This is a genomic window from Leucobacter triazinivorans (assembly GCF_004208635.1).
Classification (GTDB): domain Bacteria; phylum Actinomycetota; class Actinomycetes; order Actinomycetales; family Microbacteriaceae; genus Leucobacter; species Leucobacter triazinivorans.
This window is the reverse complement of the sequence record NZ_CP035806.1, coordinates 680,639-703,788: the sequence shown is the minus strand read 5'-3', so window position 1 is coordinate 703,788 and position 23,150 is coordinate 680,639. Positions and strand designations below refer to the sequence as shown.

Annotated in this window: 24 protein-coding genes and 1 tRNA gene; 12 read left to right on the top strand and 13 right to left on the bottom strand. The window is 70.9% G+C overall.

The window, feature by feature from the left end; all coding sequences use genetic code 11:
• Positions 1 to 36: 36 nt before the first annotated feature.
• Positions 37 to 1,275 carry an MFS transporter gene (locus tag EVS81_RS03225; protein ID WP_130109106.1) on the bottom strand — a complete coding sequence of 413 codons (1,239 nt, stop codon included), beginning with the start codon at positions 1,273 to 1,275 and terminating at the stop codon, positions 37 to 39.
• Positions 1,276 to 1,390: 115 nt separating this feature from the next.
• On the opposite strand from EVS81_RS03225, the gene EVS81_RS03220 reads away from it, so the two are divergent.
• Positions 1,391 to 1,464 (top strand) — tRNA-Leu (locus EVS81_RS03220).
• Here the strand turns inward: EVS81_RS03220 and EVS81_RS16235 are convergent.
• Both EVS81_RS16235 and EVS81_RS03210 read right to left on the bottom strand, forming a co-directional pair.
• Positions 1,424 to 2,122 carry an SOS response-associated peptidase gene (locus EVS81_RS16235; RefSeq protein WP_420813275.1) on the bottom strand — a complete coding sequence of 233 codons (699 nt, stop codon included), beginning with the start codon at positions 2,120 to 2,122 and terminating at the stop codon, positions 1,424 to 1,426. The genes EVS81_RS03220 and EVS81_RS16235 overlap by 41 nt on opposite strands.
• Positions 2,123 to 2,208: 86 nt before the next feature.
• Entirely contained in the window at positions 2,209 to 2,421 is a 213-nt protein-coding gene (locus EVS81_RS03210) for a helix-hairpin-helix domain-containing protein (protein ID WP_130109105.1), read from the bottom strand.
• Between the two features lie 43 nt (positions 2,422 to 2,464).
• Here EVS81_RS03210 and EVS81_RS15745 point away from each other — a divergent pair, with 43 nt between their 5' ends.
• The 7 genes from EVS81_RS15745 (at position 2,465) to EVS81_RS03180 (ending at position 10,219) form a co-directional block, all read left to right on the top strand.
• Positions 2,465 to 2,614, top strand: coding sequence for a hypothetical protein (locus EVS81_RS15745; protein ID WP_165384170.1), 150 nt, complete (start codon positions 2,465 to 2,467; stop codon positions 2,612 to 2,614).
• A 210-nt stretch (positions 2,615 to 2,824) separates the two neighbouring features.
• Positions 2,825 to 4,078 (top strand): alanine racemase, encoded by a 1,254-nt coding sequence (locus EVS81_RS03205; protein ID WP_130109104.1) that lies wholly within the window; start codon positions 2,825 to 2,827, stop codon positions 4,076 to 4,078.
• Entirely contained in the window at positions 4,066 to 5,379 is a 1,314-nt protein-coding gene (locus tag EVS81_RS03200) for a D-arabinono-1,4-lactone oxidase (protein WP_130109103.1), read from the top strand. The genes EVS81_RS03205 and EVS81_RS03200 overlap by 13 nt, the downstream gene beginning before the upstream one ends.
• A gap of 61 nt (positions 5,380 to 5,440) precedes the next feature.
• Complete coding sequence (locus EVS81_RS03195) at positions 5,441 to 6,010, top strand: LemA family protein (RefSeq protein ID WP_130109102.1); 570 nt, start codon at positions 5,441 to 5,443, stop codon at positions 6,008 to 6,010.
• A 7-nt stretch (positions 6,011 to 6,017) separates the two neighbouring features.
• Positions 6,018 to 6,887 carry a M48 family metalloprotease gene (locus EVS81_RS03190; RefSeq protein ID WP_130109101.1) on the top strand — a complete coding sequence of 290 codons (870 nt, stop codon included), beginning with the start codon at positions 6,018 to 6,020 and terminating at the stop codon, positions 6,885 to 6,887.
• Positions 6,888 to 7,202: 315 nt separating this feature from the next.
• The gene (locus EVS81_RS03185) at positions 7,203 to 8,633 is read left to right on the top strand and encodes an MFS transporter (protein ID WP_130111261.1); all 1,431 of its coding nucleotides are present in this window, start codon (positions 7,203 to 7,205) and stop codon (positions 8,631 to 8,633) included.
• 110 nt (positions 8,634 to 8,743) lie between these two features.
• The gene (locus tag EVS81_RS03180) at positions 8,744 to 10,219 is read left to right on the top strand and encodes an aspartate ammonia-lyase (protein ID WP_130109100.1); all 1,476 of its coding nucleotides are present in this window, start codon (positions 8,744 to 8,746) and stop codon (positions 10,217 to 10,219) included.
• 212 nt (positions 10,220 to 10,431) lie between these two features.
• On the opposite strand, the gene EVS81_RS03175 is transcribed toward EVS81_RS03180, so the two are convergent.
• Positions 10,432 to 11,298 carry a fumarylacetoacetate hydrolase family protein gene (locus tag EVS81_RS03175; RefSeq protein WP_130109099.1) on the bottom strand — a complete coding sequence of 289 codons (867 nt, stop codon included), beginning with the start codon at positions 11,296 to 11,298 and terminating at the stop codon, positions 10,432 to 10,434.
• Between the two features lie 163 nt (positions 11,299 to 11,461).
• Between EVS81_RS03175 and EVS81_RS03170 the strand changes: the two genes are divergently transcribed.
• Both EVS81_RS03170 and EVS81_RS03165 read left to right on the top strand, forming a co-directional pair.
• A complete protein-coding gene (locus EVS81_RS03170) occupies positions 11,462 to 11,833 on the top strand; it encodes an FKBP-type peptidyl-prolyl cis-trans isomerase (protein WP_130109098.1) in 372 nt (123 codons plus the stop codon).
• 488 nt (positions 11,834 to 12,321) lie between these two features.
• Complete coding sequence (locus EVS81_RS03165; RefSeq protein WP_130111260.1) at positions 12,322 to 13,734, top strand: NCS2 family permease; 1,413 nt, start codon at positions 12,322 to 12,324, stop codon at positions 13,732 to 13,734.
• Positions 13,735 to 14,070: 336 nt separating this feature from the next.
• On the opposite strand, the gene EVS81_RS03160 is transcribed toward EVS81_RS03165, so the two are convergent.
• Genes EVS81_RS03160 through EVS81_RS03145 form a run of 4 tightly spaced genes read right to left on the bottom strand, consistent with a single transcriptional unit; the run spans position 14,071 to position 16,562 of the window.
• The gene (locus tag EVS81_RS03160) at positions 14,071 to 14,544 is read right to left on the bottom strand and encodes a MogA/MoaB family molybdenum cofactor biosynthesis protein (protein WP_240739943.1); all 474 of its coding nucleotides are present in this window, start codon (positions 14,542 to 14,544) and stop codon (positions 14,071 to 14,073) included.
• 11 nt (positions 14,545 to 14,555) lie between these two features.
• A complete protein-coding gene (moaC, locus tag EVS81_RS03155) occupies positions 14,556 to 15,053 on the bottom strand; it encodes a cyclic pyranopterin monophosphate synthase MoaC (protein WP_130109096.1) in 498 nt (165 codons plus the stop codon).
• Positions 15,046 to 16,320, bottom strand: a complete 1,275-nt coding sequence (locus tag EVS81_RS03150) for a molybdopterin molybdotransferase MoeA (RefSeq protein WP_240739942.1) — start codon at positions 16,318 to 16,320, stop codon at positions 15,046 to 15,048. Before EVS81_RS03150 ends, moaC begins: the two co-directional genes overlap by 8 nt.
• Complete coding sequence (locus EVS81_RS03145; protein WP_130109095.1) at positions 16,317 to 16,562, bottom strand: MoaD/ThiS family protein; 246 nt, start codon at positions 16,560 to 16,562, stop codon at positions 16,317 to 16,319. Before EVS81_RS03145 ends, EVS81_RS03150 begins: the two co-directional genes overlap by 4 nt.
• Before the next feature lie 167 nt (positions 16,563 to 16,729).
• Here EVS81_RS03145 and EVS81_RS03140 point away from each other — a divergent pair, with 167 nt between their 5' ends.
• Positions 16,730 to 17,902: a ThiF family adenylyltransferase gene (locus EVS81_RS03140; RefSeq protein WP_130109094.1), complete on the top strand. Its 1,173-nt coding sequence runs from the start codon at positions 16,730 to 16,732 to the stop codon at positions 17,900 to 17,902.
• Between the two features lie 3 nt (positions 17,903 to 17,905).
• Here the strand turns inward: EVS81_RS03140 and EVS81_RS03135 are convergent, their stop codons facing one another.
• Positions 17,906 to 18,535, bottom strand: a complete 630-nt coding sequence (locus EVS81_RS03135; RefSeq protein ID WP_130109093.1) for an SIMPL domain-containing protein — start codon at positions 18,533 to 18,535, stop codon at positions 17,906 to 17,908.
• 132 nt (positions 18,536 to 18,667) lie between these two features.
• Between EVS81_RS03135 and EVS81_RS03130 the strand changes: the two genes are divergently transcribed.
• The gene (locus EVS81_RS03130; protein WP_130109092.1) at positions 18,668 to 19,081 is read left to right on the top strand and encodes a molybdenum cofactor biosynthesis protein MoaE; all 414 of its coding nucleotides are present in this window, start codon (positions 18,668 to 18,670) and stop codon (positions 19,079 to 19,081) included.
• 90 nt (positions 19,082 to 19,171) lie between these two features.
• Here the strand turns inward: EVS81_RS03130 and moaA are convergent, their stop codons facing one another.
• The 4 genes from moaA to modA all read right to left on the bottom strand — a co-directional run bounded on the left by moaA (position 19,172) and on the right by modA (position 23,144).
• Positions 19,172 to 20,239 (bottom strand): GTP 3',8-cyclase MoaA, encoded by a 1,068-nt coding sequence (gene moaA / locus EVS81_RS03125; protein ID WP_130109091.1) that lies wholly within the window; start codon positions 20,237 to 20,239, stop codon positions 19,172 to 19,174.
• Positions 20,240 to 20,329: 90 nt separating this feature from the next.
• Positions 20,330 to 21,484 (bottom strand): sulfate/molybdate ABC transporter ATP-binding protein, encoded by a 1,155-nt coding sequence (locus tag EVS81_RS15740; RefSeq protein WP_165384169.1) that lies wholly within the window; start codon positions 21,482 to 21,484, stop codon positions 20,330 to 20,332.
• A complete protein-coding gene (locus EVS81_RS03115) occupies positions 21,481 to 22,293 on the bottom strand; it encodes an ABC transporter permease (protein ID WP_240739941.1) in 813 nt (270 codons plus the stop codon). Before EVS81_RS03115 ends, EVS81_RS15740 begins: the two co-directional genes overlap by 4 nt.
• Positions 22,290 to 23,144: a molybdate ABC transporter substrate-binding protein gene (gene modA, locus EVS81_RS03110; protein WP_130109090.1), complete on the bottom strand. Its 855-nt coding sequence runs from the start codon at positions 23,142 to 23,144 to the stop codon at positions 22,290 to 22,292. Before modA ends, EVS81_RS03115 begins: the two co-directional genes overlap by 4 nt.
• Positions 23,145 to 23,150 lie beyond the last annotated feature (6 nt).

Sequence of the window (23,150 nt, the reverse complement as noted above, 5' to 3'; positions counted from 1 at the left end):
TCTCCGGTCTCGACGAGCTCGAGCCGCGGGTTCGGCTCATCGACTCGGTCGAGAGGAGGGAGGAAGCGCGAGCGCGGCGGTCCCCGCAGCGACTGCCCCGAGCAGGAACAGCCCTCCGAATCCCGCGGCGCCCAGGAAGAGCGCACCGAGCGGTGGAACGACTGCGGCCACCGCGTTCTGAGCGGTGTTCTGCGCGCCGAGCGCTCTGCCGGCCCAGCGCTGCCCGGCATACTCGGCCACGAGGGTGTAGCTGAGGCCGTTGTTGGACGAGCTCAGCACGGTCGCCATGAACAGCGCCGCGAGCAACGCCCGCTCCAGCACGAGGCTCGTGGGCTCCGGCGCGGCGGCTGCGGGTGCGTGGGCCAGCGCGCTCAGCATCCCGAGGAGGAGCAGCAGCGCGATGGCGATCCAGCGCAGCGGGTGCAGGCGCGATCCGAGGCGATCCGAGCACCACCCCATCAGCACCCGCATCACGGCTCCCGCGAGGCCGGTCGCCGTGAAGAAGAGCCCAGCAGCGACCGGATCCCAGTGCTGCGCCGACACGAGATACACGAAGCCGAAGACGGAGAGGAGGAACTGCGCGACGGTGAGCAGCGCGCTCGCGCCGTGCATGCGCCAGATGGGGGAGCGGGCGTAGGGGGAGCGAAGCGGGCCCCGCCCGGCCTCCGTGAAGTGCGCGGAAACCGACGCCGCCGCGAGCGCTGGAACGGTGGACACTACGAGCAGTGCCGCCCCCGCGCATCCGAGAGCGACCATGCCGAGCGGGGCATGGAATCCGGACCCCTGTGCAGCGAGGGGGAAGAGCGCGGCCGCAAACGCGATGCCCAGGGGTTGACTGGTCTGCCGGATCCCCATGGCGAGACCGCGCTCGTGCAGCGGGAACCAGGAGAGGATGAGCCGCCCGGACGCCGAGTTGACCGACGCGAGCAGCGCGCTCGAGAGGAACAAGCCCCACCAGACCACCGGAACAGGTGTGTACTGACGGGCGCCGAGCAGCAGGGCGAGCGAGCCGAGCGCCAGGGCCCCCGATCCCAGACCGAGCACCATCGCAGGGCGTTCGCCGTGACGATCCGCGACCCATCCCCATGCGAAGAGCGAGGCGACGAGACCGACGCTGGGGGCCGCGATGAGCAGGGCGGCGATCTCTGCCGAGGAGCCCGCGAGGGAGAAGAGCTGCGGGTGGAGAAACGGGAGCCCGAACTGCAGCATGCTCGTGAACGTCTGGGCGAGCAGGCCGACCGCGAGCACCCACCAGCGAACGCGGGAAGGAGCCACGGTTCGAGCGTAGCCAGGCGAGGCCGACGTCGTGCATTCCTATTTCCGGGGGAGGCATTGCCGCTCGAGCATAGGGGTCCGGCTCCGCCGGGCGGTCGTGTGGGAATATGGAGTGCCCCCCATAGCCCAATCGGCAGAGGCAGCCGACTTAAAATCGGCGCAGTCTGGGTTCGAATCCCAGTGGGGGGACCGTCAGCGGCTCGATCAGCTCCGGCCCGTCTCCGCGCAGCGGCCCGACGGCGTACTCCCGCAACCGCTCCGAGATCGGCAGCGCCGCCTCCGAGACCGCATCCACGAGCAGCTGATCTCCCTCGGTCTCGGGATCGAGCCACTCGAGCAGCAGCTCGTCGCTCATGAACACCGGCATCCGATCGTGGAGATCGCCCATCACCCCCGCCGACGCCCGGGTGAGGATCGTCGCGGTGAGGTGCCAGCCCCTTCCCTCGGACGCGCCGGGCTCGCGCCACCACGAGTAGAGGCCCGCCAGGGGGAGCAGCGGTTCGGGGCCGAAGACGGCGTGCGGGGTGCGGCTGCCCTTCGGACCGGTCCACTCGTAGAACCCCGACACCGGGACCACGCAGCGCTGCTGCTTGAGCGGTCCCCTGAACGTCGCCTTCTCCGCCAGCTGCTCGCTCCGGGCGTTGAAGGTCGGAAACTTCAGCCTGAGGTCCTGAGACCAGGGTGGCACCAGCGACCAGTGCGCGAGTTCGAACCGCTTCGCGCCGTCCTTCGCCGAGGTGAGGGCGATCGGGATCCGCTGCGTCGGCTTCACGTTCCAAGACGCCTGATAGCCGTCCGGTCTGCCCGTCAGCCACTGCGACAGCTCGCCCCCGCCCGCAACGTCCATGTTCTCGTCGTAGTCGACGATGATCCTCCCGCACATGACGCCAGCGTACGCGCCGCGCCGGCGCGCGAACAGCCCCTCGTGCGCGGCTACTCGGAGAACGCCAGCCCGGCCTCGGCGAGCGCCGTCTCGAGGATCCGCACCGCCTTCGGCCCCACGCCGTGCAGCGCGAGCAGCTCGGACCGGCGCATCTCGGAGACCTCGCGCAGTGTCGAGACGCCGATCGAGAGCAGCGCGCTGTTCGCCGGACGACCGATGCGCGGCAGGTCGCCGATCTGCTCGGGGAGGTCTCGTGTCGACATGAGGCCAGAATACCTCGCGGTGCGCGCCGCGTAGGCTGGGGGCGTGCTCTTCGCCAAGATCCTCCTCATCGTCGCGATCGCGATCGCGATCCTGCTGGCCGTGTACGTGCGCGTGCGGGCGTGGAGGACTCGTCGCGCGGCGGCGCGGGAGGCCTGGCGGGCGGAACTCGAGCGGGATCTCCGGCGGGACTGAGGGGGCGGGCGAGCCGCGTTCCCGCGATCCCGCGATCCCGCGATCCCGCGCCCCGTCGGCGGCCGCTGAGATCCCGATTTCGGTCCTTTCCGTCGCTGCCGAACGACGAGGATCGGGATCTCGGCGCCATCCGCGCCTGGGAGAGGTGCGCCCGGGAGGGGTGCGCCTGGGAGGGGTGCGCCCGGCACCCGCAGGCTCTACACTGCATCCATGACACTCGATCTCAGCGCCCCCGATGTTCGGGCCGCCGCGGACGATCGAGCCTGGATCCGGCCGGGCGACTACTGGCCCGCGTTCACCGATGCGACGCGGGAGCTGTCAGCCCCGGTCGTCGCGCTGAGCCTCGCGGCACTGCGTCGCAACGCCGATGACCTCGCCCGGCGGGCCGGAGGCCTGCCCATTCGCGTCGCGAGCAAGTCGATTCGGGTGCGCGGCGTGCTCGACGCGGTGCTCGCGCTGCCGGGGTTCCGCGGGGTGCTGGCCTACACGCTCGCCGAGGGGATCTGGCTCGCCGAGCGGGTCGACGACGTGGTGGTCGGCTACCCGACGGCGGACCGCGCGGCGATCGCGAGGCTCGGCTCCGACGAGCGCAGCGCGGCACGTGTCACCGTGATGGTCGACAGCGCGGAGCAGCTCGATCTCATCGACGCCGTGGCGCCGCCCGCGACGCGCGCCACGATCCGGGTCTGCCTCGATCTCGACGCGTCGTGGCGCAGTCGCGCCCTCGGGCACCTCGGGGTGCGGCGCTCGCCGCTGCACGAGCCGCAGGAACTGCGCGCGCTCGCCGCTCGTGTGGCGGCCCGCCCGGGGTTCGCGCTCGTCGGGGTGATGGCCTACGAAGCGCAGATCGCGGGGGTCGGCGACCGCCCGTCCGGGCGCGCGGCCCAGGGCGTGCTCGTGCGCGCGATGCAGCGCGCGAGCAGCGCCGAGCTGGCGGAGCGGCGCGCCGCCGCGGTGGCGGCCGTGCGCCAGGAGGCGCAGCTCGAGTTCGTCAACGGCGGCGGCACGGGATCCGTCGAGCGCACCGCCGCAGAGCAGGCGGTGACCGAGGTGGCCGCCGGCAGCGGACTCTTCGGCCCGCACCTCTTCGACCACTACGACGCCTTCGACGTGGCGCCCGCGGTGGGCTTCGCCCTCGACGTGGTGCGCAAGCCGTCGGCGGATCGCGCGACGCTGCTCGGCGGCGGGTGGATCGCTTCGGGCCCCGCGGCACCGGATCGCCTCCCGCAGCTCGTCTGGCCCGCAGGGCTGAGCTTCGAGCCCCGCGAGGGCGCGGGCGAGGTGCAGACGCCCGTCCGGGGCGCGGCCGCCCGGATGCTGCGCCCCGGCGACCGCGTGTGGCTGCGCCACACGAAATCCGGCGAGGTGATGGAGCACACCAACGAGGTCGTGCCGATCGGCGGCGATGGATCCGCGCTGCCGGCGATCCCGACGTATCGAGGAGAAGGGCGGTGCTTCCTGTGACGGCACGCTGGAGCAACTGGGCTCGCACCGAGTCGTCCCAGCCGGAGCTCGAGATCGCGCCGCGCTCGGTCGAGCAGATCGTGCTCGCGGTGCAGCGCGCCCGAGAGACGGGCCACCCGCTCAAGCCGATCGGCGCCTCGCACAGCTTCACCGGGATCGGGGCGACCGACGGCATCCGGCTCGACATGAGCCGGATGCGCGGGCTGGTCTCTGCCGACACCGCCCGAGGAAGAGTGACCCTGTGGGGCGGCACGCACCTCTGGGAGCTGCCTGCTATTCTCGGGCCGCTGGGACTCGCGCTCCCGAACATGGGCGACATCGACCGCCAGACGATCACCGGAGCCACGCAGACCGGCACGCACGGAACGGGCGTCGGCCTGCGCGGCCTGTCGGCCGGGGTGGTCGGGGCGCAGATCGTGACCGGCAGCGGGGAGGTGCTGACCATCGACGAGGATCACCATCCCGAGATGCTGCCGGCCATCGCCCTGGGGCTCGGCGCGCTCGGCGTACTGGTGACCGTCACTCTGCAGTGCGTCCCGCGCTACCTGCTGCGCGCCGAGGAAGCGCCGGAGGCGCTGGAGCGCGTGCTGGACGACTACGTGGAGCGCACGCGCGCGGTCGACCACTTCGAGTTCTACTGGTTTCCGCACACGCGGGGCACGCGCACCAAGGTCAATACGAGACTCCCGTGGGATCACGGCCGCGAGCCGCTCACCCGCCTCGCGCGCTTCGCCGACGAGGAGCTGGCGAACAATGTCGCCTTCGGGGGCTGCGTCGCACTCGGCCGGGTGCTCCCGGGCATCACGCCGCGGGTCAACCGGGTCATCGAGCAGCTCTCGAGCCGCCGCAGCTACGTCGACGTGTCGCATCGCGTGTATGTCACCCATCGGCGGGTGCGGTTCCGCGAACTCGAGTACAGCGTGCCGCTCGAGGCGGTGCCCGAGGCGGTGCGCGAGCTGCGCACGATGATCGAGAAGCGCCGGTACCGCGTGTCCTTCCCGATCGAGGTGCGCTCGGCGGCGGCGGACGAGCTGCTCCTCTCGACCGCGCACGGCCGAGACTCGGGGTACATCGCGGTGCACGAGTACTGGCGCGATCCGGATCGGGGGTATCTCCGCGATGCCGAGGCGATCCTCGCCGGTTACGAGGGTCGTCCGCACTGGGGCAAGATGCACACCCGCTCGGCCGCGACGCTGCGGGATCGGTACCCGGCGTTCGACCGGTTCCGGGAGACGAGGGATCGTCTCGATCCCGATCGGATCTTCGCGAACCCGTATCTCACCCGGGTGCTCGGAGAGTAGTCGCGGCACCCGGGCGGTGCGCTTGCAGCGCTTTCATGGCCGGGCCGGATAGGATGCACCCATGTCTGGTGGATTGATTGCCGCGCTCATCGCGGTCGGTGTTCTCGTCCTGCTGATCGGCTATGTCTGGATCACGTACAACTCGCTCGTCACGCTGCGCGTGCGCGTCGACGAGGCGTGGAGCGACATCACCGTGCAGCTGAAGCGCCGCGCAGATCTCATCCCCTCGCTGGTCGACACCGTGAAGGGCTACGCCGCGCACGAGAAGGGCGTCTTCGAGTCGGTGACGAAGGCGCGTGCCGAGACGATCTCCGCGCAGGGGCCCGCCGAGGCGTCGGTCGCAGAGAACCACATGCAGGAGGCGCTGAAGAGCATCTTCGCCGTGGCCGAGGCGTACCCCCAGCTGCAGGCGAGCCAGAACTTCCTGCAGCTGCAGGGCGAGCTGGTCGACACCGAGAACAAGATCCAGGCCGCCCGCCGCTTCTACAACGGGGGCGTGCGGGAATACAACACCAAGATCCAGGTGTTCCCCAACACCGTCTTCGTGCGCGCGATGGGCTTCACCGAGCGCGAGTTCTTCGAGGTCGACGACGTCGCATCGATCTCGGAGCCGCCGCGCATCCAGTTCTAGGCCGCCCGTGTACAGCGCCATACGCCGCAACAAGGTCAACAGCGTTCTCATCATTCTGCTGTTCATCGGCATCGTGGGCGGGCTCGGCTGGCTCGCATCGGCCATCTACAACTCGCCGGGCATCGTCATCACGGTCGTGGTGGTGGCCCTCGGCTACGCGGCGATCCAGTACTTCGCCGCGGGCCGGCAGGCCATCTCGATGAGCGGAGCCCAGCGCATCTCCGAGGCCGACAATCCGCGCCTCTACCGCATCGTCGAGAACCTCTCGATCACCACGGGCACTCCCATGCCGGAGGTCTACATCGTGCAGGATCCGGCGCCCAACGCCTTCGCCACGGGCCGCGATCCCGAGCACGCGATGGTGGCGGCCACCACCGGTCTGCTCGACATCATGACCGACTCCGAGCTCGAAGGCGTAATGGCGCACGAGCTCGGCCACGTGCGCAATTACGACATCCGGGTCTCCATGATCGTCTACGGCCTGGTCGTCGCCGTCGGCATGATCGCCGACGTGCTCATGCGCATGGCCTTCTTCGGGCGCAACAACAGCGGCAACCCGGTGGTGATGATCTTCGGGCTCGTCGCGATGCTCGTCGCGCCCCTCGTCGCGTCGATGGTGCAGCTCGCCGTCTCGCGGCAGCGCGAGTACCTCGCCGACGCGACCGGCGCCCTCACCACCCGGCACCCCGAGGCGCTCGCCAGCGCACTCCACAAGCTTTCCGAGCACGGCAAGCCGCTGCAGAAGCAGCAGTCGAGCATGGCGCACTTGTGGATCGCCGATCCGCTGAAGCCCGGCGTGATGCAGCGCCTCTTCGCGACGCACCCGCCGATCCCGGATCGCATCCGCAGGCTGCTCGACATGGGCGGAAAGTTCTGACCCCACCGTCATCCTGCGCGACTGGTGCCCTGCCCGTCATCCTGCGCGGCCGGAGGCATTGCCCGTCATCCTGCGCGACTGGTGCCGTGCCCGTCATCCTACGCGACCGGAGGGAGTCGCAGGATCCATGGCGGGTGGTGGATCCTGCGACTCCGGGCTGCGCCCTTCGCACAGGATGACGGGCGGGATCCGGGCATTGCCGGGGCACCCGCACCCGCGGAATAGCCCAATGCGCGAACGCGTTGTACCCTGAGGTGCCCGACAGGGCCTTCAGTGCAGCGCCAACCAGAGGAGGTCGCCCGCTTCGTGTCGAACATGTTCCGGTCGCTCGCCGTGCGCAATTACCGCATCTGGTTCGCAGGAGCGCTCGTCTCGAACATCGGCGCGTGGATGCAGGCGACCACCCAGAACTGGGTGGTGCTGACCGAGCTCACCGACAACAACGCCGCGGCGGTCGGCCTGACCATGGCCCTGCAGTTCGGGCCGCAGCTGCTGCTCGTGCCCTTCAGCGGTGCGGTGGCGGATCGCTTCGACCGGCGGCGGGTGCTGCTCGTCACGCAGTCGCTGCTCATGCTGCTCGCAGCGGGACTCGGCGTGCTGCTCGTGACCGGGCAGGCCCACCTCTGGCACCTCTACGGCTTCGCGCTCGCGCTCGGCATCGTCAACGCCTTCGACACCACCTCGCGCCAGGCCTTCGTCTCCGACCTCGTCGGCACCGAGCAGCTCTCCAACGCGGTGGCGCTCAACTCGGCCTCCTTCAACTCGGCCCGGCTCGTCGGGCCCGCGGTGGCCGGCGTGCTCATCGCCGTCGTGGGATCGGGCTGGGTGTTCCTCATCAACGCCGCGTCCTTCCTCGCGGTGCTCGGCGCGCTGCTGCTCATCGACGCGCGGCGCACCGGGCGTCCGAGGGGATCCGCGCGGGAGTCGCAGCTGCGTCAGCTCTCGGCAGGGTTCAGGTACGTGCTGGCCAGGCACGACCTGCTCGTGATCTTCGTGATGGTCTTCCTGGTCGGCGCGTTCAGCATGAACTTCCCGGTGATCTCCTCGACGATGGCGGTCGAGTTCGGCCGCGGGGCGGGTGATTACGGCCTGCTCTCCTCGATACTCGCGATCGGGTCGCTCTCGGGGGCCCTCCTGTCGGCGCGGCGGCCGAGCGCGCGCATGCGCGTGGTGATCATGTCGGTCGGCGGCATCGGGGTGGTCAGCCTCGCAGCCGCGCTCATGCCGTCGTTCTGGACGTTCGCGGCGACACTCGTGTTCTTCGGGCTCGCGATCTCCACGATGCTCACCACCGCGAACGGGTTCGTGCAGACGACGGTGGATCCCGCCGTGCGCGGTCGCGTGCTCGCCCTCTACATGGCGATCCTCATGGGCGGAACGCCCGTGGGTGCGCCGCTCGTGGGCGCCGCAGCCGATGCGCTGGGGCCGCGCTCCACGCTCGTCATCAGCGCCGTCGCCGGTCTGCTCGCGTTTGGCATCGGCCTGACCTGGCTCTTCACTGAGCGGGAGCTGCGATTCCATCGGGATCGCGGATTCCGCCTCACCGTGACGCACGCCGGCCGGCCGGGCGTCGCCGACGATCCGCGACGCCAGACCGAGACGCTCACCGCGCCGATCTCGGTGCTGCGCCGCGGCGGAGCCGCGATGGGGGCCGGGGAATCGGCCCCGGTCGAAGGTCCGGGGGTCGGGGCCACGGGGGCCATTCGGGTGAACGAAATCGACGATCCAGAGCCGCCTCGCAGATGATCCTTCGGATTGCGGGCCTCTTGGCCCGAATCTCTGCGTGATCCCGAGTAGGCTGGATCCCGTTGTGCGGCAGAGGCCGCTTTTCTTCGAGTAATGGAGCCTAGATACCGGTGAGTGACTTCTTGTCAGCGCAGACTCGTACCGAGACGGATTCGATCGGCAGCGTCGAGATCCCCGCGTCGGCCTATTGGGGGGTGCACACGGCGCGCGCTCATGAGAATTTCCCGATCGCACGTCGCCCCATCTCGGTGTATCCCGACTTCATCCGCGCATTCGCCTGCGTGAAGCAGGCGGCGGCCCGCGCCAACCTCGAGATCGGAGCGCTCGATGAGCAGCGCGTCACGCTCATCGACCGCGCCTGCGAGGAGATCAAGACCGGCATGCTGCACGACCAGTTCGTCGTGGGCGTGGTGCAGGGCGGCGCGGGCACCTCGACCAACATGAATGCCAACGAGGTCATCACGAATCGCGCGCTCGAACTCGCCGGCCACGCGAAGGGCGACTACGCCTTCATCAACCCCAACGACCACACCAACCGCAGCCAGTCGACCAACGACACGTACCCGACCGCGATCAAGATCGCGCTCGCCTTCTCGCTGGGCAGCCTGCTCGACGAGCTGGCGCTGCTCGCCGACTCGTTCGCCGCGAAGGGGCGCGAATTCTCGCACATCATCAAGGTGGGCCGCACGCAGCTGCAGGACGCGGTGCCCATGACGCTCGGGCAGGAGTTCAACGCGTTCGCGGTGACGCTGCGCGAGGACATCGAGCGCCTGCGCGAGGCCGTGAGCCTGCTCGGCGAGGTCAACATGGGCGCCACCGCCATCGGCACCGGGATCAACGCGCCGCGCGGCTACAAGGAGGCCGTGATCCGGCACCTCCGTGACATCACGGGCCTCGAGCTGGTCACCGCGGGCGACCTCGTCGAATCGACGAGCGACACCGGAGTGTTCATCACCTTCTCCGGGGCGCTCAAGCGCAGCGCGCTCAAACTCTCGAAGATCTCGAACGACCTGCGCCTGCTGTCGTCCGGGCCGCAGGCCGGATTCGGCGAGATCAACCTGCCCGCGCGCCAGGCGGGCTCCTCGATCATGCCGGGCAAGGTCAACCCGGTGATCCCCGAGGCCGTGTCGCAGGTCGCCTACTCGGTCGCCGGCGCAGACGTGACCGTATCGATGGCGGTGGAGGCGGGCCAGCTGCAGCTGAACGCGTTCGAACCGATCATCGCGCACTCGCTCTTCCAGTCGATCACCTGGCTCGAACGCGCCTGTCAGACGCTGCGCGTCAACTGCGTCGACGGGATCACGGCCAACGAGCAGCGCCTCGAGGACACGGTGTCGCGTTCGGTGACCGTGATCACCGCGCTCGCACCCGTCATCGGCTACGCCGCCGCGGCGAAGCTCGCCAAGGAGGCGCTCGCGACCAACGAGAAGGTCTCGGAGCTCGTGGTGTCGCGCGGCCTGCTCGACCAGGCGCAGCTCGACGACATCCTGCAGCCGCAGAAGCTCGCGGGCCTCGCGCCCGAGACCGGGACGATCGAGATCATCGATGGCACCGCCCCCGAGAAGCTCGAGGACGGCGAGGAGTAAGCCCGGCCTCGCTGGTTGAGCGAGCGGAGCGAGTCGAAACCGTCCCGGTTGGTGCGCGGGTGTCGACTCCGCTGCGCTTTGCTCACCCGGCGGGGTCGCTGGTCGAGCGAGGAGCTTGCGACGAGTCGAACCCCGGGTGCTCAGGTGTCGACTTCGCTGCGCTTCGCCCAACGGGCGGACACGATCCGCTCGCTCAGCCGACCAGCGCTCGGCTACGCCTCAGTGCAGTGCGAGGTGAGCGCCCCGATGCCCTCGATCGTCACGGTGACCTCGGTGCCTGGCCGAAGATACAGCGGGGGCTTGCGAGATCGACCCGCACCGCCGGGCGATCCGGTGGAGATCACCGTGCCGGGAAGCAGCGTGAGCGACTGCGAGATCGACGAGATCAACTGGGCCACAGTGCGAATCATGTACTCGGTGGTCGAGTCCTGTACGCGCAGGCCGTCGACGTCGGTCGTGATGTGCAGGGCCTGGGGATCGGGGATCTGGTCCGCGGTCACCACCACCGGCCCGATCGGCGTGAAGCCGTCGAACGACTTGCACCGCGACCACTGCGGTTCCTGGAACTGGATGTTGCGCGCCGTGATGTCGTTGATTGCGGTATACCCGAAGACGTAGTCGAGGGCGTCCTCCGGCGCCACGTTCTTCGCGGGGGCGCCGATGATCACACCCAGCTCGCCCTCGTAGTCGACCTCCTCGCTGAGGTGCGCGGTGAGCGGCACCTCGCCCTCGTGGGCGCCGAGCGAGTTGGGGAAAAGCGAGAAGAGCACGGGCCCCGAGTCGTTGTCGAGGCTGAGCTCGCTGGCGTGCTCGTCGTAGTTGAGGCCGACCGCCAGCACGATGGGTGCGCCGATGATCGCGGGGGCGTAGCTCGCGCCCGTGATGTCGATCCACGCATCGTCGGCGAGCTGCCCGGCGGCCTGGCGCAGGCGGTCGAGCTCCTCGGGTCCGGCCTCGATGAGCTGCTGCAGCGTCGTGTGCGCGGCGCCGAGGGCGTGCACGGGGGCGTAGCGCCCGTCGTGGACGACCACGAGCTCGGGTGCAGAACCGGGGGAGAGGATCAGGTGCGCGAATCTCACAGGCTCAAGGGTATCCGACCCCGTGTCGGAGGCGGGATTCGTGCGAGTCCCTCACGTGTCGACGCCGAATCTTTGTACGGTACGCACTGGACATGCGTGCGACCGGGTTCCCTCTGAGCGAACTCGCGTGCGTCGGGAGCCGGGGATCCGAGAGAATGGTCCTATGAGTGAAACACCGAGGACGAAGCCGGAGATCGAGTTCCCGGAGGGCCCCGCACCCACCGAGCTGCAGATCGTGGACATCGTGGAGGGCAGCGGCGAGGAGGCACTCGCGAGCTCGACGGTCGACGTGCACTACCTGGGCGTCGAGTACGAATCGGGCGAGGAGTTCGACTCGTCCTGGAGCCGCGGCGAGTCGATCAACTTCCCCCTGCGCTCGCTGATCCAGGGGTGGCAGGCGGGCATCCCCGGGATGAAGGTCGGTGGCCGTCGCAAGCTGGTCGTGCCCCCGGCTCAGGCCTACGGCACCGCGGGAGGGCACCCGCTCTCGGGCAAGACCCTCATCTTCGTCATCGATCTGCAGGGTGTCAGCTGACGCGCCACCCCGATCCCGCAGGGCCCGTTCGCCCGGTTCGATGAACCGGGGGACGGGCCCTCGTCATGTTCCGGGGGGTCTCGGCACACGCACGAGCGGGAGGACGGAGACCCCGTCGCCCCCTCTGCTCCCGTGCGCCCGGTGCTCCCTCCGTCCCCTGCGCTCATTGCCACGCGCGTCAGTAGTCGTCACCAGGACTGCGCCGAGGTGACGACTACTGACGCGCGTGGTTCGGGTGGGGCTCGGGTGGGCCGGGCGAGCCGGGTGAGGCGGGTGGGGTTCGGGTGGGGTTCGGGTGGGCCGGAAGGGCCTCGCCCGCGCGCAGCTCTTGCCGCGGGAGGGCGAAGGGCACGGCCGCCGGAGTGGTAGCGTACTGCTGTTCGGGCAACACTCAGCGCGAGGGAACGGAGCGGCCGGTGGCAGAGGCGCGGCAGGGGAGCAGCCAGCAGGGGAGCAGCCAGCAGAGGGCGAAGCGCGAGGTCGGCTCCATCGACCGGTACTTCCAGATCACCGAGCGGGGCTCCACGTTCGCCACGGAGATCCGCGGCGGCCTGGTCACATTCGTGACGATGGCCTACATCGTGATCCTCAATCCCATCATCCTCACGAGCGGCGTGGACGTCGAGGGCAACACCCTCGCGTTCCCCGCGGTGAGCGCGGTGACAGCCCTCACGGCGGGGGTCATGACGATCCTCTTCGGCATCGTCTCGCGGCTACCCTTCGGTTTCGCAGCGGGGCTCGGGATCAATGCGTTCCTGGCGTTCTCCGTGGTCGGACAGGTCACCTGGCCCGAGGCGATGGCCCTCGTCGTGATCAACGGCCTGCTCATCGTCCTGCTCGCGGCAACGGGCCTGCGTCGCATGATCTTCGACGCCGTGCCGGTCGAGCTGAAGCTCGCGATCACGGTCGGCATCGGTCTTTTCATCGCGTTCATCGGCTTCGTCAATGCGGGTTTCGTGACCTCGACCGGGCAGGGGTCGCCGCCGGTGGGCCTGGGCATCGGCGGCTCGGTCGTCACGATCCCGACGCTCATCTTCGTCATCACGCTCGTGCTCACTGGAGTGCTGCTCGCCGCGAAGGTGAAGGGCGGGCTGCTCATCGGCCTCGTCGCGGGCACGGTCATCTCGGTGATCGTCGAGGCGCTTCTGCACCTCGGCCCGCGCACCGGTGCCGACGGACAGGTCGCCAACGCGGGCGGCTGGGGGCTCACCGTCCCCGAACTCGGCAGCTCCCCGTTCGGCCTGCCCGATCTCAGCCTGATCGGCGCGGTCAGCTTCGATCTCGGCCGGGTGGGCGCGGTGACCATCGTGATGCTCGTGTTCACCCTGCTCTTCACGAACTTCTTCGACGCGATGGGCACCATGACGGGGCTCTCGCGTGAAGCCGGCCTGGCCGACGAGCGGGGGAACTTCCCGCGGTTGAAGTCGGCGCTCGTGGTCGAGGGCGTCGGCGCGATCGTCGGCGGAGCGACCTCGTCGTCGTCGAACACGGTGTTCATCGAGTCAGGGGCGGGTATCGGCGAGGGCGCCCGCACCGGGTTCGCCAACATCGTGACGGGGCTCATGTTCCTGCTCGCCATGTTCTTCACTCCGCTCACGCAGATCGTGCCGACGGAGGTCGCCGCCGCAGCGCTCGTGATCGTCGGCGCACTGATGATGGCGCAGATCAAGAACATCGATCTCAGCGACTTCCGCGTGCTGCTCCCCGTGTTCCTGACCGCGGCCGTGATGCCGATGACCTATTCGATCGCCAACGGCATCGGCGCCGGGTTCGTCGCCTGGGTGCTGGTCCACGCGCTGAGCGGGCGGGCGAAGCAGGTGCACTGGCTCCTGTGGGTCGTGGCATCGGGCTTCGTGGTCTTCTTCGCGCGCGGGCCCATCGAGGGGCTGTTCGGGGTCTGAGGTTCGCGCCGCCGCGCCCCGCCATCCTGCGCGCCCGGAATGCGCCGGCGTACCGCATGCACCGCGGTCGCGCCGTTGCGCGAGGCGCCTGCTGTCTTCCTGCGCGAGACGCTTGCTGTCATCCTGCGCGAGGAACGAGTCGCAGGCTCCCCCCCCGCGTGTTTCGTCGAGAGCCCGATATGTGTCGTTCACGGTCCGCCCGAGCGGCACTTTTCGCACTCTCGACGGATCGCGGATCGCGGATCGCGGCTCGCGGCTCGCGGTCCGGGATCGGGGACCCCGGTACCCCCGGTACCCCCGGTACCCCCGGTACCCCTGGGATCCCGGCCCAGCGGACTACCGTTCCCTGTGCGCGCCCGCCGCGGAACCGGAGCGCTGCGCCAGCACGTGCTCGAGCACGGGATCGAGCACGTCGAGGCCGTCGCGCACGCCGCCCGGGGAGCCCGGGAGTGTGATCACGAACGCGTCGCCGATGAATCCGGCCACGCCGCGCGTCAGCAGCGCGGTGGGTACGGTCTGCGCGCCTCGCCGGCGGATCTCCTCGATGAGCCCGGGCAGCTGCACGTCGAGCAGCGGTGCCACCTGCTCCGGCGTGCGATCGTCGGGCGAGACCCCGGTGCCGCCGGTGGTCACGATGACGTCCGGGGCGGCCGCGAGTGCGGCGCCGAGCGCGTCGGTCACGGCGCCGCCGTCCGGCACGACCACGGGCTCGTCTGCGACGAAGCCGCGCTGCGCCAGCCAGGCCGCGATCACGGGGCCGGTGAGGTCGCGCGTGGTGCCGGCGGCCGCGCGGGTCGACACGACGACCACGATCGCGCGCCTCACTCGAGCGACCAATCGCCGTTCTTGCCGCCCGATTTCGCCAGCACCCGCGTGTCGGTGATGGTGGCGTGCTTGTCGACGGCCTTGATCATGTCGTAGAGCGTCAGCGCCGCCACGCTCGCCGCGGTGAGGGCCTCCATCTCGACCCCGGTGACTCCGCGCGTCGTCACGGTGGCGATGATCCGGACTCGGTCCGCCGCCGGCTCGAAGTCGATGGCAAGCCGGGTCAGCGGCAGCGGGTGGCACAGCGGGATGAGATCGGAGGTGCGCTTGGCCGCCATGATCCCGGCGATCCGCGCCGTCCCCAGCGCCTCTCCCTTGGGAAGGGCTCCCGAGACGAGCAGCTCGACGACGTCGGTGCGCGTGACGAGGGTCGCCCCGGCCCGGGCGGTGCGTTTCGTGACGCCCTTCTCCGTGACGTCGACCATGTGCGCACTGCCGTCGCCGCGCAGGTGGGTGAGCCGTGATGCATGCGTCTCGTCGGTCTGTTCAGCCATCGATCCTCCAGATTTCGACCGGTGCGTTCTCGGGCAGTGCGGCGATGCCGCGCGGCAGATGCGCCAGCAGCTCGGCCTCGGCGAGGTCGCCGAGCAGGTGCGATCCCGGCGCGCTCAGCGAGACGCGCCCGTCGGCCTCGATCCGACCGCGCCGCACCTGGTGCTTGTCGGCCGGAGACTCCACGGAGTGGGCGAGATCGCGCTGCTCGCGGGGCCGCTCCTCGGGCATCCCTGCGAGACCGCGCAGCGTCGGCAGCAGGAACACCTCGGCCGAGATGAACGCGCTGACCGGGTTGCCGGGAAAGCAGATCACGGGAACCGAGCGGCCCGCGAGCGCGAGCCGTCCGAGACCCTGCGGGCCGCCGGGCTGCATGGCCAGAGCGGTGAAGGCGGCGCCGAGCGGAGCGAGGGCGTCGCGCACCACCTCGAACGCGCCGGCGCTGATGCCGCCCGAGGTGACGATGAGATCGCACGCGTCGGCCTCTGACTCGAGCGCCGATCGCAGCTGCGCGGCGCTGTCGCCGCTGCGAACCGTTCGTACTGCAGCGCCGGCCTCGCGGAGCGCCGCGGCGAGCATCGGCGAATTCGCGTCGTGGATCCGGCCCGGGGTCAGCGCGAGCTCGCGAGGCGCGAGCTCGTCGCCGGTCGAGCAGAGCAGCACGCGCGGCCGCGGCCGCACTGCGACGGTCGCCGCCCCGGAGAAGGCGATGAGGCCGATGCGGGCCGGCGTCAGGCGAGTGCCCGCCGGCACGAGCTCCGCGCCCTGCGGCACGTCTTCGCCGGCGCGGCGCACGAACCTTCCGACGGACGCGGGGGCCGCGAACGTCACCGTTCCCTCGGGCGCAGCATCACCGGATCTGCTGAGCGACGGGAATCGTGGCGGGAGGGCGTGCTCGACGGGCACGACCGCGTCGGCGCCGGTCGGCATCGCCGCGCCCGTCATGATCGGCGACGCGGTGCCTGCGGCGTGCGCACCCGGGGGGTCGCCCGCAGCGGTTGCCCAGCCCAGCCGCAGCGCGACGCGGTGCTCGGGGCCGGCAGCGGCCAGATCGGCCGCGCGCACCGCAAAGCCGTCCATCTGCGAGTTGTCGAACGGCGGCAGCGGGGTCCGCGCGTGCACCGCCTCGGCCGTCACGCGTCCGAGCAGTTCGGGGGAGTCGATCCCGATGCGCTCCGGGACCGCGCCCAGCAGACGCTCCACGACGGGCGCGAGCAGCGCGCGCACCTCGTCCCGGTGCTCCTCGACCGAGCGGCGCACCTCGGTCACCCCCCGGCGAAGGGTGGGAGGACGTCGACGAGCGCACCGCGGATCTCGCCGTCATCGCGGCGCACCGTCCCGTCGACCAGGAAGGAGCCGGATCGCAGCACCTTGCGCATGGGGTCGCCGTACCTGCGCCCGAGCTCGTCGCGCAGCGCATCGAGGGTGGCCGGGGGAGCGTCCCAGCGCTCCTCGTCCCGGCCTGCCGCTTCGGCGGCTGCGGCGAAGTAGCGAACGGTGATCTGGGGCATACCGCCATGCTAGCCGGTGCGGGTGGGGTTCGACTCGCTCCGCTCGCTCAACCCGCGGGGCGACCGCCGGTCGAGCGAGGTGCGCAGCGACGAGTCGAAGCCCCGGCTGCTCGCGGATGATTCGCTCCGCTCGCTCGGCGCGCAGACGCACGCCCTACAATGGCCGCATGAACGCGGAGCAGCAGGCGCGGCCGGGACCGCTCGTCGAGCCGGCCGGGGCGCTGGGCGACGACCGGCGGGCGCGCGCACAGCGGCAGATGCTGCTGCCCGGCTTCGGCGAGGAGGCGCAGCTCCGCCTCGCGGCCGCGCGGGTGCTGGTGATCGGGGCAGGGGGGTTGGGCAGCGCGAGCGTGCCCTATCTTGCGGGTGCGGGGATCGGCACGATCGGCATCGTCGACGACGACCGGGTGGAGCTCTCGAACCTGCATCGGCAGGTGTCTCACGGGACCGCGGACATCGGCAGATCGAAGGTCGCGTCTCTGGCTGAGACGGTGCACGCGCTCGATCCGGGCGTGCGCGTCGAAGCGCACGAGATCCGCGTGACCTCCGAGAACGCGCTCGACGTGCTGCGCGGCTACGACCTCGTCATCGACGGCAGCGACAACTTCCCCACCCGCTATCTCGTGGCCGATGCCGCGGAGCTGCTGGGCCTCCCGCTCGTCTGGGGATCGATCCTGCAGTTTCACGGTCAGGTCGGGATCTCCTGGCGCCCCCGGTATCCCGGGTTCCGTGATCTCTTCCCGGCCCCGCCGCCGCCCGAAGACGTCGTGGACTGCGGCACGGGCGGGGTACTCCCGGGGCTCTGCGGCACGGTGGGATCCCTGCTCGCGACCGAAGCGCTCAAGCTCATCGCGGGCATCGGGGACGCACTGATCGGGCGTGTGCTCGTCTACGACGCCCGTTCGGCCCGCACTCGCGAAGTCGCGTTCGGTCGGGATCCGTCGGCTGAGCCCGTGACCGGACTCATCGACTACGAGCGGTTCTGCGCCGGCTCGATCGCGGCCCCGCCCGCGATCGAGGCGCCCGAACTCGCCGAGATGCTCGCAGAGGGCGAGACGGTGCGCCTGCTCGACGTCAGAACCCCCGAGGAGCGCTCCCGACTGCGGATCAGAGGATCCGAGACGCTTCCGCTTGCCGAGCTCGAGTCCGGGAGCGTCGCGCTCGAGGGGCCGGTCACGGTCTACTGCGAGCGCGATCCGCGCTCAATCCGAGCCGCGCGCACGCTCATCGCGCAGGGGGCCGGAAAGGTGCGATTTCTCAGGGGCGGGATCCGCGCCCTCGAGCGCGTGGCACCGCACCTCCTCGAGGGGAGCGCCCGCGCCGACCTCGGTGCGCCCTGAGCCTCAGTCGGTCTCGTAGACGCCGGAGACCGTCGCGCTCACCGCGATCTCCTCGACGGTGATGCCCGCCGAGCCATCTCCGACCGCACCGGCTGCGGCGAAACGGGGCTGCGCCGGGAAGGCGGCGGGCTGCGCATCGGAAACGCTGACCACGGTGCCGATACGCGTACCCAGCGCCGTCGCGTAGTCCTCGGCGACGAGGCGGGCCTCGCCGACGGCTGCGGCCCGCACGCGCCGCTCATGCACTCGGCGCGTGGCCTCGGTGAGCGTCCAGGTGACCTCGGTCGACAGTCCGTCTTCGGCGAGCCCGGTGACCAGCTCGCTCACGAGGTCGAGGTTCGCGAGCTTGATGCGCACCCGGCTCGAGGTGGTGTGCTCGATGACGACCTGCTTCTTCGAACCCTCGGCGTAGGTCTTGTGCGCCCAGGTGCTGGTGGGGTCTGCAGCATGCCAGGTGGCGTCTCCGCTCGCGCGCAGCTGTTCGGCCCGCCGCACCGTGGCGTTGTGGAGGCGGGTCGCCTCGTCGATGCTCGCGGATCGGCTGCGCGAAGTCGCTGTGACGCGAGCCGTGATGGTCGCGCGCTCCGCGCGGAAGTGCATCGTGCTGGTGCCCGTCGCATGGATCGTGGTCATACCTCACGGTAGCACCGCCTGGTCGGTCGACTGGAGCGCTCGCGAGGCCGGACTCGCTGCGCCGACTGGCGCGTGCCGTGCATCCGGAGCGTCTAGGGTGAAGTGAGCGCTCGATCGAGCGGAAGGGAGCCCATGCAGCAGCCATATGCGCGCGTCTCCGCGCAACCGATCGACGAGACGGCGGTGCGCGCCGCCGTCGCATCACCGCGGTGCGGTGCGCTCGTGCTCTTCCACGGCGTGATCCGTGACCACGATGGCGGTGAGCAGGTGCGCTCCCTCGACTACAGCGCGCACCCCGAGGCCGAACGGATCCTGGCCGCGCTCGTGCGCGAGGAGGTCGAGCGGTCCGGCGTCCACCTTTCCGCCGCGCACCGCGTTGGATCCCTCGCGATCGGGGACGCGGCCCTGGTCGCTGCCGCGGCCTCGCCGCATCGTGCAGAGGCCTTCGCAGCGATCGAGCGCCTGGTGGAGCGGATCAAGCACGAGGTGCCGATCTGGAAGCGGCAGCACTTCTCCGACGGCAGCGCCGAGTGGGTCGGGCTGTAGACCGTCCCGCTGGTCGAGCGACGGGCCTGCGAGGAGTCGAAACGTGCGCGGCCGCGCTCTCGACTCGCTGCGGTCGCCGGACCGGCCGCTTCAGCCGCCGATGTACGACATCTCGATGCGGCGCCCGGTATCCGGCCCGGCGCCGCGGGCGCGCAGCTCGGAGTAGTGATCGTCGCGCGCGCGCCACACCCCCGAGAGGGTCTCCGTGATCCGGTCGTCATCGGAGCCGTCCCGCAGCAGCGTGCGCAGATCGGTCCCGGAGGTGGCGAAGAGGCAGGTGTAGAGCGTGCCCTCCGCGGAGATCCGCGCGCGGGTGCACGAGCCGCAGAAGGCCCCGGTAACGCTCGAGATCACGCCGATCTCCCCGGCCCCGTCGCGGTAGCGCCACCGCTTCGCGGTCTCGCCGGGGTGCGCTGCGGGGAGCGGATCCAACGGGTGCGCCTCGTCGATGCGGCGCACGATCTCGGCCGATGGCACCACGTCGTCGAGCGCCCAGCCGTTCGAGGAGCCCACGTCCATGTACTCGATGAACCGCAGCGTGCGCCCGGTCTCGCGGAAGTGCTCCGCGAGATCCAGCACCTCGTCGTCGTTGACACCGCGCTTGATCACCGCGTTGACCTTGATCGGCCCGAGGCCCGCCGCCTCGGCGGCGGCGATGCCGTCGAACACGCGGGAGAGCGGGAACCGCACGTCGTTGATCGCCTGGAAGCGCGACTCGATGAGCGAGTCCACCGAGACCGTCACCCGCTGCAGCCCGGCGCGGCGGAGCGCCTCCGCCTTCACCGGGAGCGCCGAGCCGTTCGTCGTGAGCGCTAGATCGAGCGGGGCGCCCTCCGGGGTCCGGAGCGCGGCGAGCTCGGCGATGAGCTCCTCGATCCCCTTCCGCAGCAGCGGCTCGCCGCCCGTCAACCGGAGCTTGCGCACGCCGAGCCCCACGGCGAGTCGCGCGATGCGCACGATCTCGGAGAAGCTGAGCAGCTGATCGTGCTCGAGGAAGCGGTAGTCCCGGCCGAAGATCTCCTTGGGCATGCAGTAGACGCAGCGGAAGTTGCAGCGATCGGTCACCGAGATCCGCAGATCCCGGAGCGGCCGGCGGCGCGCATCGCGCAAGCCGGTCGCGGGCAGACGCCGCGCACCCGGTATCGGAGCTGTCGACATCTCCGTTCCACCTCGATCCTCGAATGCGAACTGCTGGCTCGGTGCGCGCCGCACCCGTCCCCAGACCCTAACACCGCGCGCTGGGCGGGTTCACGGTGCAGGGACCTCGCCCGGCTCCGAGGCCCGTCTCGGGACGGCGTAGCGCACGTCGTCCGCCGAGAGCTCGAGACGCACGGGCGAGCCGGTGGCGAGCCACCGTTCGAGCGCGCCCGACAGCGGGAGCTCGGCCGCGAATCCGGGCCAGCCGGCGAACTCGAGGCGCACGCCCGCCGCGCCCGCGGCGCTCGCCGATACGGAGCGGATCGTGTCGTTCCAGCACGTGCGGCCCTGGGGCGTCCGTTCGAGCCTCCGCGGGTGAGCCGTGTCCGCGGGCCGGACGCGCACGGAGGAGGGCGCGAAGCTCGCCACCGCGGGTTCGCCGGGCGCCGGCAATTCGCCGCGTCCGTGCAGCTCGTCCAGCGGTGCGTCGGCGAGACGCAGCGTGCCCCGCTCCGAGGCGACCCCCTTGACGAGCACGCGACCGGTGAACTCGGCGGCGAACGGGCTCGACGGCGCGGCGAGCACGTCGGCCACCCGCCCGGACTGGCCGATCCGCCCCTGTTCGAGCACCAGCACGCGGTCTGCGAGCGCGATGAGATCGACCGGGTCGTGCGTCACGATCACCATCGGCACACCCGACCGGCTCAGCTCCGCCGCCACCAGTGCACGGAGCTCTTCGCTGCTCACGACGTCGAGCGCGGCGAACGGCTCGTCGAGCAGCACGGCATCCGGCCGCGCCGCGAGTGCGCGCGCGATCGCGACGCGCTGCTGCTGCCCGCCGGAGAGCTGATGCGCGTGCGAGCGGGCTCGATCCGGCAGTCCGATGCGCTCCAGCCACTCTTCGGCGACGACGTCGGCCGCGCGGCGGCGTGCGCCCTGCGCCCGAGGGCCGAACGCGATGTTCGCGCGCACATCGAGGTGCGGGAAGAGCCTGGCCCGCTGATCGAGATGACCGATCCGGCGCTCGGATCGAGGCATCTGGATTTCGGGTGCGCCCGCCGCGCGCGAGCACAGCACCCGATCGCCGAGCGCGATCCGGCCGGCCGTGATGCGATGCGTTCCGGCGATCGCCCCGATGAGCGTCGACTTGCCCGAGCCGTTCGCCCCGATCACTCCGAGCACCTCGCCGCGGTCGACGTGCCCGGTCGCGTGCAGCGCGAATGCGCCGCGCTGCACGCGCGCCTCGAACGAGAGCCGCCCGCTCACAGCCCCGCCCCGACCGGCCGCGAACGCATGAAGAGCAGTGCCACGACGGCGACCAGCACGAGCAGGAGCGAGAGCGTCAGCGCCGTGTCCTGAGATACCCCGGCGCCGTTGAACGCCGTGTAGATGGCCAGCGGCATGGTGCGTGTCGTGCCGGCGGCGTTGCCCGCGAAGAGCGCGGTCGCTCCGAACTCGCCGAGCGCGCGGGTGAAGCAGAGGATCGCACCGGCAGTGAGGCTGGGTGCGAGAAGCGGGAGCGTTACGCGTCGCAGCACCGTCCAGGGCCGTGCCCCGAGGCTCTCTGCGGCGCGCTCGTAGCCGCGGTCGATGCCGCGGAGGGCCCCCTCGACCGCGATCACCAGGAACGGGAGAGCGACGAAGGTCTGCGCGATGACCACCGCGACTGTGGTGAACGGGATCCGTACCCCGAGGCCCTCGAGCGCATCTCCGAGCACCCCGCCGCGGCCCAGCAGGGAGAGCAGGGCCAGACCGCCCACGAGCGGGGGCAGTACCAGCGGAAGCGTCGTGAGCGCGCGGAGCACTGTCGCGAGCAGTCCGTCGGCGCGGGCGATCACCAGGGCGAGGGGCAGACCGAGCACGATGCACAGCACCGTGGCGATCGTGGCGGTGACGAGCGACAGCCCCAGCGCGCTGAGCGCGGCGGGGGAGACGATTGTGGCGGGCACGAGCGCCCAGTCGACCCGCAGGAACAGGGCGCTGAGCGGCAGGAGGAGCACTGCGGCCGCGAGTCCCGCGGGCACGAGGAGCGCGGGGGGCAGCGCCGTACGCTCGCCGCCGTTCGAGCGGGTCACGCCGGCCGGAATCCGAGGTCGGCGAGCACGCGCTGCGCCTCCTCCGAGCCCATGAAATCGACGAAGGCCGCGGCCGCCTCCGGCGAAGCGGATCCGACGACGGGGGCGATCATGTAGGCCCCCGCAGCATCCTCCGCACCGGGGATCGGCACGCCCACGACCTCGTCGCCCGAGCGCAGCACGTCGGAGTGATAGACGAGCCCGGCGTCGGCCTCCCCGCCGCGCACCTTGGTGAGCACGGCCGTCACGTTCTGCTCTTCGCTCGCCGGATCGAGCGCGACCCCGTCGCGCTCGAGCAGTGTGCGCGACGCGGTGCCGCACGGCACCTCCGCGGCGCAGACCACCACGACCGGGAGCGCGCCGCCGGTCGCCGGTCGGGCGAGGTCGGCGAGCGTCTCGATGCCGAGCGGATTGTCCGGTGCCACCGCGATCACCAGCTCGCTGGTGGCGAATGTCGCCGGCTCGCTCTCGATGAGGCCGGCGTCGACCACCTTCTGCATGTTGGCCTCGTCGGCCGATGCGAAGACGTCTGCGCCGGCGCCGCTCTGGATCTGGGTCGCGAGGACCGACGATCCGTCGAAGGTCTGCGTGAGCGTGACGCGCGGATGCTGCGCCGTGAACCTCTCGGCCAATTGCTCGAATGCGGGTTGCAGAGATGCGGCGGCGAATACCGTGAGCTCGCCTTCGAACTCCCCGCCGGCGGCCGCCGTGCCCTCGGCCGGCGCCGACGTGCTCGGGGCGGAGGTGCTCGGGGCGGAGCAGCCGAGCAGCAGGAGCGCGGCGGCGCCTACCGCGGCGGCGGCTGCGATGCGGGTGCGTGCGCGGGTATGTGCGCGTCGAACAGCGGGCATGCCGAC